The organism is Paenibacillus sp. J5, from assembly GCF_054955055.1.
The window spans coordinates 547,152-558,938 of sequence record NZ_JBUEDD010000002.1 but is presented as its reverse complement, the minus strand read 5'-3'; the positions used below and the strand labels follow the sequence as shown (position 1 = coordinate 558,938).

Annotated in this window: 9 protein-coding genes; 6 read left to right on the top strand and 3 right to left on the bottom strand. The window is 55.2% G+C overall.

Annotated features, from left to right (window positions below):
• Positions 1-10 precede the first annotated feature (10 nt).
• The 3 genes from ACY1JZ_RS04995 (at position 11) to ACY1JZ_RS04985 (ending at position 5,055) form a co-directional block, all read left to right on the top strand.
• Positions 11-3,133, top strand: coding sequence for an efflux RND transporter permease subunit (locus tag ACY1JZ_RS04995; RefSeq protein ID WP_462628315.1), 3,123 nt, complete (start codon positions 11-13; stop codon positions 3,131-3,133).
• A gap of 76 nt (positions 3,134-3,209) precedes the next feature.
• On the top strand, positions 3,210-4,409 hold the full coding sequence (locus ACY1JZ_RS04990; protein WP_270170668.1) for an efflux RND transporter periplasmic adaptor subunit: 1,200 nt from the start codon (positions 3,210-3,212) through the stop codon (positions 4,407-4,409).
• A gap of 37 nt (positions 4,410-4,446) precedes the next feature.
• A complete protein-coding gene (locus ACY1JZ_RS04985; RefSeq protein ID WP_270170669.1) occupies positions 4,447-5,055 on the top strand; it encodes an RNA polymerase sigma factor in 609 nt (202 codons plus the stop codon).
• Between the two features lie 124 nt (positions 5,056-5,179).
• Here the strand turns inward: ACY1JZ_RS04985 and ACY1JZ_RS04980 are convergent, their stop codons facing one another.
• From ACY1JZ_RS04980 to ACY1JZ_RS04970, 3 genes are all read right to left on the bottom strand, one after another.
• Positions 5,180-5,482: a hypothetical protein gene (locus ACY1JZ_RS04980; protein WP_270170671.1), complete on the bottom strand. Its 303-nt coding sequence runs from the start codon at positions 5,480-5,482 to the stop codon at positions 5,180-5,182.
• Positions 5,483-5,535: 53 nt separating this feature from the next.
• Positions 5,536-6,522: a Gfo/Idh/MocA family protein gene (locus ACY1JZ_RS04975; RefSeq protein ID WP_462628314.1), complete on the bottom strand. Its 987-nt coding sequence runs from the start codon at positions 6,520-6,522 to the stop codon at positions 5,536-5,538.
• 80 nt (positions 6,523-6,602) lie between these two features.
• Entirely contained in the window at positions 6,603-7,232 is a 630-nt protein-coding gene (locus tag ACY1JZ_RS04970) for a LysE family translocator (protein WP_270170674.1), read from the bottom strand.
• Positions 7,233-7,587: 355 nt separating this feature from the next.
• On the opposite strand from ACY1JZ_RS04970, the gene ACY1JZ_RS04965 reads away from it, so the two are divergent.
• The 3 genes from ACY1JZ_RS04965 (at position 7,588) to ACY1JZ_RS04955 (ending at position 11,652) form a co-directional block, all read left to right on the top strand.
• Complete coding sequence (locus tag ACY1JZ_RS04965; protein ID WP_462628313.1) at positions 7,588-8,427, top strand: GNAT family N-acetyltransferase; 840 nt, start codon at positions 7,588-7,590, stop codon at positions 8,425-8,427.
• Positions 8,428-8,698: 271 nt separating this feature from the next.
• Positions 8,699-10,783 carry a class I SAM-dependent methyltransferase gene (locus ACY1JZ_RS04960; protein WP_462628312.1) on the top strand — a complete coding sequence of 695 codons (2,085 nt, stop codon included), beginning with the start codon at positions 8,699-8,701 and terminating at the stop codon, positions 10,781-10,783.
• Positions 10,784-10,887: 104 nt separating this feature from the next.
• A complete protein-coding gene (locus tag ACY1JZ_RS04955) occupies positions 10,888-11,652 on the top strand; it encodes an NUDIX hydrolase (protein WP_442954906.1) in 765 nt (254 codons plus the stop codon).
• Positions 11,653-11,787 lie beyond the last annotated feature (135 nt).

Below are 11,787 nucleotides of genomic sequence, written 5' to 3'. Positions count from 1 at the left end.
GGTAAACCGGTTGAATGGATTAATCCGTTTTTCCATGAAGAGAGTAGCAGCCATGATGATTATGATGGCGCTGCTGCTCGGGGTCGGGATGTTCTCGGCATCATCGCTCAAGATGGAGACGATGCCGAACATCTCCATTCCATATGTGGTCATCGTCACCTCTTACGGCGCAGCGCCGCAGGATGTCATGACCGACATTACGAAGCCCATTGAAGAGAAGATCGCCAATCTGCGGGGCGTCGATCTGATCTCATCCGTATCCAGTGACAATGTATCCAATATTACAGTCAAGCTCAAAGATAGCGAGGACCCCGAAGAGAAGAAGCGGGAGATTGAAAGTCTGCTCTCCGACCTTGTGCTTCCAGAAGGGGCGGCCAAGCCCAGGGCGATGACCTTCGGCTTCTCCTCGTTCCCGGCTTATTATCTGGCGCTAGATGCTGGAGATACGATGAGCCAGTTGGAGCTGAATAAGCTGTATAAAGATACGATCAAGCCGGGATTTGAATCGATTAGCGGCTTCGACCATCTGGATTCGATCGGCCAGCGCGAGACCACGCTTGACATTCGTCTTGATGTGGATGTACTTAACGCCTACGGCCTTGATCCGAATCAGGTTTCCCAGTCGATCCGGGCCGGGCTGACTGAAGGAGCGCTCGGAACGGTCAAGTTCGATGGCAAGTCGCAGATGGCTCGCCTGACAGGCGAGATCAAGAGTCTGTATGACTTCAAAAATATGGAGATTATGAACAGTGCCGGCCAGACGATGCTGCTCGGCGAGGTGGCGGAGATCAAGGCCGTCACGGAATCGAAGTTCATTGCCCGCATGGACGGGAATGCTGCGATCGGCATTAACCTGTATAAGACCAGCGATGCGAATGCTGTCGATTTCTCAAGTGCGGCAAACAAAATGATTGCCCAGTGGGAACAGGACTATCCGGGCATCTCCTTCAAGAAGATCTATGATGCGGCAGACGATGTGAAAAGCTCGATCAGCGGCCTGCTGCGCGAGGGTCTGATTGGGATGATTCTGGCGTCGGTCATGATTCTCGTCTTTTTGCGCAATGTGCGCATGACGCTGATCGTGCTCGTCTCCATCCCGCTCTCGATTCTGTTGACCTTGATCCTGATGCACGGGATGAATATTACCCTGAACATTATGACGCTAGGCGGTATGTTCATCGCGGTCGGTCGGATTGTGGATGACAGTATCGTCGTTATCGAGAACGTCTATACCAATCTGGAGAAGGCACAGGAGCGCAATGAATCGGTCATCCTGATGGCGACCCGGCAGGTGGCGATGGCCATTACGTCCTCAACGCTTGTTACCGCTGCGGTGTTTCTGCCAATCGGTCTCGTATCCGGCCAGATAGGGCAATTGTTCCGCCCGTTTGCGATTACGGTATCCTGTGCGCTGATGGCTTCCTTGCTCGTAGCGCTTACTGTCATTCCGATGCTGACCAAGATGATGGTGCTTCGCAGCACCAAGGCTGGCTCCGGTCATACAGAGCATTCCGACGGGAAGGTCACTACCTTCTATAAGAAGGTGCTGCTGTGGAGCTTGACGCATCGAGTGAAGACGATGCTGCTGGCGATCGGGTTCCTGATTGTCAGTGTTATAGGTACATTGCCGTTCATTCCGCTCACGTTTATGCCAGAGTCGGAAGGCTCCAAGCAGGTATCCTTCACCGTTAAGCTGCCGTATGAAACCTCGCTGGAGAGTACCGATCTGCAAGTGCAGCAGATTGAGGCGATGCTGCAGGAGGCGAAGGATGAGCAGGGCGCTTCGCTCTTTACCTTCTATGAGTCTCAGGTAGGCTATGACGGCTCGGAGACACAGGCGCCTTATTATGCGCAGATATTGGCTGAGGTTAACGAGAACGCCGACCCGGTGAAGGTGCGTAAGGAATTCAACGAGCGCATTTCGGCTCTGCTGCCGAAGGGCTCCAAGACGGAGGATGCAGCCCTCACAGGTGGCGACGGCTTCTCAGGGCCGGATTTCTCTTATGCTCTGCAAGGAGATGACCAGACGATGCTGGAGCAAGGTGCACAGCTAGTGCTGGAGAAGCTGAAGGATTTCCCTGAAATTGCGAATGTCAAGACGACGATCAGCGACGCCAAGACAGAGGTTAACATTGCGGTGAATCATGCGATGGCACAGCAATTCGGCCTTACTTCCGCACAGATTCAAAGCGCGGTGCGCGCATGGATCTGGAAGGAGGAGCTTGGGGATCTCCGGTTTGACAATGTGCTGTATAAGACGACGCTCCAACTCGCTGAGCATCATAAAAACTCGCTGGAGCAGCTTGGCAAGATTCCTCTGCAGGCGCCGACTGGACAGACGGTCTACCTGAATGAGGTTGCTACGCTCAAGGAGGCTCCGGCTCCAGTATCGCTTCACCGGGAGCGCCTGAAGCAGCTCGTCAAGATTGAGGCTTCCATTAAATCAGAGAACAAAGCAGTAGTCAGCATCATGGTCAGTGAGGAGCTCGACAAGCTGCAGCTTCCAGAGGGCGTATCGACTCAGGTAAGCGGGGTGACCGACGATATTGCCAAGAGCTTTACGGAAATGTTCGTCGCTATGATTGTGGCGATTGGTATCGTGTATCTCATTATGGTTCTGGCCTTCGGCAATGCAAGCACGCCATTTGCTATTCTATTCTCCTTGCCGATGGCAGTTATCGGCGGGTTGATCGGCTTGCTAGTGACCGGTGAATCGCTGAATGTGACGACCTTGATCGGCTTCATGATGCTGATCGGTATCGTTATTACGAACGCGATCGTACTGCTTGACCGCGCCCAGCAATTGCTGGCGGAAGGCATGACCGTGCGCAGCGCCATCGTCGAAGCCGGTATGGTCAGGCTGCGGCCGATCATCATGACAGCAGGAGCGACGATTGCAGCGATGCTGCCGCTCGCGATCGGGATGTTCCATTCCGGTGCGAACGTATCGCTCGTCTCCAAAGGGCTCGCGATCGTCGTTATTGGCGGGTTAACCTCGTCTACGCTGCTGACGCTTGTTGTTGTGCCGGTGGTCTATGAGACGCTGGAGGTATGGAAGGCGAAGCTGTCGCGCGCCGGACGCCGTGATCGCGCCAAGGGTGGCAGTCAACCAAAGACAGAGACCGGCATGTAGTGGACATTCAGATCACAGACAAGCAAGCGGAATAGCAAGGCACAGGCTATAATTTGAGAAAGGGGAACCATCCAACATGAACCGAAAAGGAATTCTATCCCGCTATCGCATGAAGGCGGCTCTGCTGCTGCTGGGAGCCTCCATCATGGCTGCTGGCTGCACGAATACACAAGGAGCGGAGCCGGAGAACGGGACTGCGGAGTCGAAAGGGCTGCCCAAGGTGAAAATCGAGCAAGTCGGCAGACACAGTATGGGGGAGCCGCGCGAGCAGATTGGTGAAGTGACGGCGGCGATCAAATTCGATATGATCGCCAAGACCGGCGGCGAGGTCGTCGAGCGGGTCAAGCAAAATGGCGATACCGTCAAAAAGAATGACGTCATCGCTCGTATCAGCTCGGAACGGGCAGATGCCCAACTGGAAAATGCGCAAACCCAGGTGCGAATTGCCCGCGAAGCGCTGGCAGCCAGCAGCAAGTCTGTGCAATTGCAGCGTGAGAAGCTGCTCAAGGATATTAAGGATGCGGAAAATGCGTACAAGGAGATACGCATGACTCAGGACGATACCGCGGCGGAGAAGGCCAAGGATGCAGTAGAGCTGCTTCAGCGGCAGTTGTCCGTGATGGATTCTTCCAACAATGTGGCGCAGTTGGAGGCTTCTGTTGCCTCTGCGGAGGCGGGACTGAAGGACGTTCAGCTATCGCTCGGGGACTATGTGATTAAGGCGCCGTCGGATGGCGTGCTGACGAATCTGACGGTGCGTGAAGGAAGCTATCTGCAGGCGGGTTCAGTCATTGGTGTTGTGCAGAAGACAGAGCGGATCGTGATCGAGGTCAAGCTGACCGAGAAAGCGGCTGAGCTTGTGCGCGGCAAAAAGGAATTGGTCTTCTACAGTGCGGATGGCGCCTCCGGCAAGCTCAAGGCTCGTATCAATTCTGTGGACCTGTTCGCCAACCCTAGCACACGACTGTTCGCTATGGAGCTGGAGGCGGATAACCCAGGCGGTGTGATCAAGCCGGGCAGCAGAGTGCATGTCCAGTTGACGACAGAGGATGAGGAGAATGTTGTGGCGATTCCATCTCTGAGCGTCGTTCGCGAGGGCGATGAGACCTTCGTCTTTGTCGCCAAAGGATCGGTGGCAGAGAAGCGCAAAATCGAGCTGGGTCGAATGAAAGGATCGTATCAGGAGGTACTCTCTGGCCTGGCTGTATCGGATCAACTCGTCGTCAGCGGACAGCATCAGCTTGCCGATCAGGCACAGATTGAGATTGAGAGCTGAATCTGGTTCTATAGCCAGTGATAAGGAGGGGCGGCATATGGATACATTCCAAACGGCAGTAACCCCATATATGAAAGAGTTGCACGGCTATTGCTCTTATCTTGCGTCATCGTCATGGGATGCAGAGGATCTGGTGCAGGAGACGATGTTGAGGATGCTGGGACATTATCGAAAGACCGGCAAGGTAATTGGCTCCAAAAACTGGATGTTTACTGTAGCCCGCAACATCTGGATTGATCAGCATCGCAAAAATAAAAGTCGGGCCAGCACGGTGCCGATTGAAAGCATGACCTTTGTCGTTCAGTCCGCCGATTATATTTCGATTCGAACCACGATGGAATGGATGAGCGATTATTTGTCCGACCGGGAGATTCGAATGCTGATCTTGTATGAGGTTTACCGCTACACATACCGCGAGATTGCACAGGCGAACAACTGCACCGTGTCCACGGTGAAGATGGTGCTGTATCACGCCAAGAGACGGCTCAAGACGGCAGTGGAGGGCAAGCCTCAGGCGTCATCGCTGAACGAGACGAAGGAAGCAGGGCGCACAGCCGGCAAGGCGAAGCCGCCATCGCTCCACCGTACCTATCAGGTCGAATATTGGACCAAGCGTCTGGTTCAGTTCGATGCTGGCATGATGTAGCTGCATTTATCCAATATAGAAGGGACTTGCTCGGCTTCACCGGGCAAGTCCCTTTCTCGCAATTCGTTCGATATGAATGCCATGTGGAGTTTACATACACAACCTGGCGCTGCCTCGGCAATCTTTAGCCCTCTACCACATCGGCGTGCAGCACGGTTGCGATCTCGATCATTTTAGGCACGACCGCTTCATGGGCAACGGCAACGTACAGGTCGCCCATATAGTGGCGAAATGGAATTTGTGCGCCTTCATGCTGCCACATGAAGAAGTCGCCGTCAATAGACATGGTGCTCTCCGGGCCTTTGACGGTCAGTGTTGGCATGTAGACAAAGTCGGGCTGGGTCAAGAAGTAGCCCTTGCACTCCTCCAAGGAAATGGTGAGCTCCTCTTGCTGCATGGAGCGGGTAATGCGAAAACGCTGGTTCATGTGCTTGCCTCCCGTTTCTAATATTGGACATTCCCCAGGGCGTAAGACACACCCTAGCGCTGATCTGCGGGATAGACAAGCCCGATCTGGCGCCGAATCTCATCCATCCATTTCATCGTCAGCAGCGAATGCTGATGGCTGTTATTCCTCGATTGCCGTTCGCCGCGCTCGATGAGTCGGATGAACTCCTCGGCTTCATAGAACATCGAATCCTCACGCTGTACCTCGCTCAGCTCCTCCATGGTTCCATCCCTGTATGCAATCCGCACCCGCTCCATGGAGCTGATCTTGTCGATGATGATGCTGCCGAGCTCGCCCTGAATTTCTGAGGGGAGGGAGGAGGCGGATATTTTGGAGTGTGTAATGACCGCTTCAATGCCCGGATAGGAGGCAATCACGCTGCCGCCGCCATCCACGCCGGATGCCAGCATATGGGCAGAAGCCTGTACGCGATCAGGCTCGCCCAGCAACACGATCATCGGATACAGGCAGTAGACGCCCAGATCCATCAGCGAGCCGTTCGACAATTCGGGCTTAAAGGCATTGAGCACCGTGCCCTGCTTGTAAGCATCATAGCGAGACGAGTACTGGCAGAAGCTGGCGGTATAGCGCCGGATCGGGCCGATCTTGTGCAGGTTGCGCTGCACAGCCAGAAAATTCGGCAGCAATGTCGGCTTCATCGCCTCCATCAGCATCGCACCGCTCGCCTCGGCAGCCGCGATCATCGCGCGTACCTCCCGTTCATTTGAAGCCAGCGGCTTCTCGCACAGCACATGCTTGCCATGCTGCAGCAGGGTGATGGCCTGCTCCGCATGCATGGAATTGGGGCTGGCAATATAGACAGCATCCAGCTTATCGCTCTTTGCCAGCTCAAGCAGATCCGTATAGATATGCTCGGCTCCATAACGGGCGGCAAATTCCGCCCCCTTCTCCATTGTTCGCGAATAGACGGCCGTCAGCTTGAAGGCATCCAGGTGCTGAGCCGCCTTGAGGAACGATTCTGTAATCCAGTTCGTGCCGATAACTCCAAATCGCAGCATGCTTGATGTTGCTCCTTTCGGGTTTAGCTATGAATGATTCTACCGCAAGCCTCCAAGAGTGGCAACCGCAGCTTAAGAGCCTAGCCCCAGACCGAGGTCGCGAACTGATAGCCGAAATAGAGGCTGAACCCAAGCAGCAGACAGCCGGCGACGATGGAGAACCAGCGCAGAAAGGTTTCGCTGACAAAACGTCGGGTATAGTGCACAAAGCCCATTAAGGCGACATCATGCAATAGTATGCCCGCCAGAATACCTGCTGCCGAGGCGATGAAGGTTGCCGAGGTAGAGGAGGCATCGAAGGAAGCGGCGAGTACGGTGCCGAAGACGCCGATCCAGAAGACGATATTAGAAGGCGATACGGCAACGAGCAGCCCGGACAGATAGGATTTGCGCAGCGACTTGCCCTCTGCTTCGCCCTCAATGACTCTTGTCTTGCGGCTTTCCTTGAACGAATCGATGCTCAAGTAGAGCAGAAACAGACAGCCTGCCAGCCACATGATGTGCTGTACGATAGGCATATTCAGGTAGGTTGAGAAGCCGAGATAGATCAGAATGATCATTCCCAGATCAAAGGTCATGCCCCCTAGCCCAACCATCCATCCATACATAAAGCCATTGCGCAGTCCCTGCTTCATCATCTGGATGGTGACCGTCCCGACAGGAATGGAGATGGATAGTCCTAACAGTGCGCTCGTAAAAAAAGTGTTCAATTGACAGTCTCCCTTGCAATTCAATATAGACAGCGATCCCTGCTGGCGAGATGCGCTTGCGGCGGCCATTTGCCGTTGTTGCGAGGCGCATCGTTGAAAACAGAAAAGCCGTAATTTCTATCGAAACATATTTCGAGGATTTTAGCAATATATTCTCACAATGCAACCATGGCAGAGTCATGTCCATTAGACAGCAATATCAAAATGGGATTACAAACAAAGGAAATTCATCCTATAATGTAGGGAGACATCCAGATCAACGTTATGTATCGGTATTTTAAGCAGCGGTGGAGATCGGTGAAGTGGATAGGTCGCACTACAGGCGAGGGCTGTGCAGAAAAATGGGGGAATGAAGATGCAGGTTATCGATGCGAAGCTTGCCGAGCGGGTAGAGCAATCGGAGATGAGGTACATGGTGGATCGGATGCGGGCGATGCAGGAGCGGCCTGGCAATCCGATGGGAGTCGAGATTGCCGGGTTCGGCAATGCGGTGGCGCTGTATGCCCGTGAGATGCCTTGGCCGCAATTCAACACCGTCAAGGGATTAAGCGAGGCGGAGGCAGAGCGGGTTGACGAGGTAATCGCTTGGTATGGCGACCGTGCTCCGCAGTGGGAGATTATCCCGTCGAGAGGAGGGCAGGCGTTGCAGCAGCGGCTGGCGCAGCGAGGCTACTATCAATCAGGCTTTCATAGCTCATGGTTCATGCCGCTGGTGCTGGAGAGCAGGCAGAGCGATCCCGCTGCCGAGACAGGACGCGAGACTTCAAGCGGCGAATGGAGGCTGGCCGAGCTGAGCCCGGCAGATGGGCTGGAGCAATACGCTCGCGTCCATTGCCTTGCTACGGGGCTGCCGCTCTCCGGTGCGGAGGCGGTTGCCGCCAATAACGAGGTGCTGCTGGGGAGAGCCGGCTGGAGCTTTTATCTAGCCGAGGCTGAGGATGGCGAGCCAGCAGGCGCAGCGGTCATGCATTGTGCGGACGGTGTGGCCTCGCTGACCTTTGCGGCTGTGCTGCCGCAGTACCGGGGGCGCGGTCTTCATCAGGCGCTGATTCTGCGTCGTCTGGAGCAGGCACGCGCCAGCGGCTGCACGCTTGCGGTATCCCAGGCAGCTTACGCTTCAGCGAGCGCTCGCAATATGGAGCGCTGCGGTCTGCGGCTAGCCTATACGCGCGCGACGTGGAGCGCGCTGCCATAGCGCCAGACAGCCGTGATTGAAGGACAAGCCGGCAGGTGCAGGCGAACCAGCACGAAGAACCACGGAGGCTGCTGGTACATAGATTAAGCGTAAGACCGTTCTACGGAGCTCGTGTTCCCGGAGCGGTCTTCGGTGTTGCCTGCGATGTGAGGAACGTTTGGCCGACCTGGAGTAGAGGGTCGCGAATGGCTCGGCAGGCAAGCTGGCGAAGATCAGGCTTGAATATCTACTGGAAGATAGAGGACAATAGAGGAACGGGAGGGACATGCTTATGACGTTAAAATCACTTCAGGCCATCTACGCTTATCGCGGCGGCAACCAGGATATGCCGCGAGAGCAACTGTGGCTTCATTATCTCGCCTCTGCGGAGGAGCGGATTGTCAATTACGAGCGGATCAGCTCATTGCAGGAGCTGGCGGATGCCAATCCGGTGCTGGACTATGTGCAGCGGAGTCTGGAGCTGCTGCAGCCGCTAAGATTGTCCTTTTGGATGAAGGATATATTGGAGGAGGTGCTGATCTGGTCGGAGACCGCCAAGGGCGGCTCTGTGAAGGAGCGTATCGGCCTGCAGGAGCAGGGCATTAATTGCTTTGTACATAACATCGGCTCTGCCCAGATCTATCTGCGCCATGCCGGGCAGCCGGGAAGCGAGCGGACTCGCGTTATCCATACACTGATTCGGACGCATGGCCTGATCGGCCAGCAGCTGCGCGGAGAGGTGCCAGCCGAGGACAATCTGCCGCTGTCCGCGCTGGTGAAGGAGCGCCTGCTTGCTCCCGAGGAGCTGTATCACTTGCTGACGGCTCTGAACTATTGTGTCATCGGTGCCGTCTCCGAGGAGCTATGGGGAGAGGTTAAGGCGGATGCGAAGCGGCTGATTGAGGAGCTGGCTTATGAGCAGCAGGCGCGCAAGATGTCCTGGTCTGAGCGGCTTCGCTTGCTGCGGGCGGTGCCGATTGCTGCGGGAGAGGATTATGAGGGTCAGCTTGCAGCCGCGGCGAAGCAGACCGATCTGCACGGGCTATTGTCCGGCATGGAGGACAAAACCTTCTGGTATGTGGAGTCGGCACTGGGGAGCTTCTCGCTGGAGCAGTTTCTCAAGGTGATGGCTCTGGCCCTGCACGGGCCGGGCAGTGGAGAGGTGCGCCATATCAGCTTCGAGCCGCTCATGAACACGATGTATTATGATTACAAAGGTGTGAAGAAGATTAATGTGTACAAGCAGCGGATGATGGAGCATTACCTGAAGCAACTGACATGGGAGCAACTGTCCCAAGGTGATGTGTCGCATGGCGGCGTCCATCTGCAGGCGCAGCTTGAGCGGAAGGACGCGCTGCCGGACACGGTCTTCTTCAATCTGGCCTTCTCTGCGGCTGCTGAGAAGCTGATTGAATTTTGCATTGAGGCAGAGAAGTCGCCGCTTTATGAGAAGGCGGTGCTGCTGTTATTTGATCTGTTCGGGCTGCGGCGAGATGCCTATGACCGCTTCCATAATGAGGAGACGTACCTGGCGACGATGAATGGCACCGTAGATTACAAGCGGGTGCTGCTTGACTATATTATTGGACGCAAGGTGCTTGACATCGGGCCGGGCGGAGGCGTGCTGCTTGATCTGATGGAGCGTGAGCTGCCTGATGTGGAGCCGATCGGCATCGACATCTCGCACAATGTAATCGAAGCGCTAGACAGGAAGCGGCAGCTTGAAGGACATCGCTGGACTGTGCTGCAGGGCGATGCTATGCGCCTCAAGGAATATATCGAGCCGGGCAGTGTCGGCACAGTTATCTTTTCCTCCATCATTCATGAGCTGTATTCCTACATTCCTTATGAGGGACGTCGCTTCAATCGCGATACCATCTCAGCGGCGCTCGTCAGCGCATTCGAGGTGCTGGAGCCGGGCGGCCGGCTTATTATTCGCGATGGCATCATGACCGAGCCAGTGTCACAGCTAAGACGCATCCGGTTCTTGGATAGCGAGGGGATGGACTGGCTGGAGCGCTATGCGGAGGATTTCGAGGGGCGCGAAATAACGTTCGAGCGGCTGGCGGAAGATGAGGTGCTCATGCCAGTTAATGATGCGATGGAATTTCTCTACACGTATACATGGGGCGAGGAGTCGTATGTGCATGAGGTGCAAGAGCAGTTCGGCTATTTCACGCCATCTGAATATCGGGAATGCATCGACGGTCTGTTCGGCGAGGAAAAGCGTATCATGGAGCTGCGACATTATTTGCAGGAGGGGTACACCGAGGCGCTGGCAGCCAAGGTGCAGATCATGGACGAACAGGGAGAGCCGGTATCGCTGCCGGATAGCACCTGCTTGATTGTCATCGAGAAAGTGAAACCGAGGTCTTGACAAAAATAATTAATATAGTCATAATGATAATATCGAATCGATAATATGTAATGACTCGATGGAATATCAGTTGAATCAGGCAAGCAGGTGAGAAGGTGACAGATATAACCGAGAATGAGACCAATTACAATGCACGCAAGTACCGTACCCCTGATGGCGCACCGGCTGACATCGTCATCTTCACGATCGTCTCCAGGGAGCGCAGCGGGAGCAAGAAGTCATTGCCGCTGCGGGAGCTGCAGGTGATGCTTATTGAGCGCAAGAGCTGGCCCTTTGCCGGGCAATGGGCGCTGCCGGGAGGATTCTGCGGCGAGCAGGAGTCGTTGCCAGAGTGTGCCCGCAGGGAGCTGGAGGAGGAGACCGGCGTGCGCGATGTCCACATGGAGTATTGCAACGTATACAGCGAGCCGGGGCGTGATCCCCGGGGCTGGATCATCTCGCATGCGTTCGTGGCGCTCGTGAAGGAGAGGGAGTTGCACAGCAGGCGGGCGGCGGATGATGCGGCGGATGTCCGGCTGTTTCCGGTCAGTGAGGCGCTCGGGATGGAGCTGGCGTTTGACCATCGGCAGGTGCTTGAAGATGCGCTTGCCCATATTCGCCGCAAGATGCTGACCACCACAATCGCCAAGGAGTTCTTGCCGGAGGAGTTCACGATCAGCGAGCTGTATCAAGTCATCCAGACGGTCGTGCCCGCATTCGAGGATCGCAATTTCCTGCGTAAAATCACGTCGACACAGAGCCGCAAGGGCATCATTGAGGAGGTCGTGGATGCTTCCGGCAATCGCAAAATGTCCAACCGCTATTCGCAGCGTGCTGCGCAGCTATACCGCTTTACCGGGCATGAGCCTCAGCTATCGTTATACAGCTAGGCTTCTCCTTTTATCATTTCATATTGTCGGTTTAATACTATTATGTCAATTCTATTTTGGAGAATGCGAGCCATTAGGCGCCGTCTTGTAGGGAGCTCAATGTCACTCGCGCCAACGACAAGGAGGATGCAAGCG

Excerpts from the sequence above, each read along its gene's own strand:
- ACY1JZ_RS04990 (WP_270170668.1), top strand. The coding sequence starts at position 3,210 with ATGAACCGAAAAGGAATTCTATCCCGCTATCGCATGAAGGCGGCTCTG.
- ACY1JZ_RS04985 (WP_270170669.1), top strand. The coding sequence starts at position 4,447 with ATGGATACATTCCAAACGGCAGTAACCCCATATATGAAAGAGTTGCAC.
- ACY1JZ_RS04980 (WP_270170671.1), bottom strand. The coding sequence starts at position 5,482 with ATGAACCAGCGTTTTCGCATTACCCGCTCCATGCAGCAAGAGGAGCTC.
- ACY1JZ_RS04975 (WP_462628314.1), bottom strand. The coding sequence starts at position 6,522 with ATGCTGCGATTTGGAGTTATCGGCACGAACTGGATTACAGAATCGTTC.
- ACY1JZ_RS04965 (WP_462628313.1), top strand. The coding sequence starts at position 7,588 with ATGCAGGTTATCGATGCGAAGCTTGCCGAGCGGGTAGAGCAATCGGAG.
- ACY1JZ_RS04960 (WP_462628312.1), top strand. The coding sequence starts at position 8,699 with ATGACGTTAAAATCACTTCAGGCCATCTACGCTTATCGCGGCGGCAAC.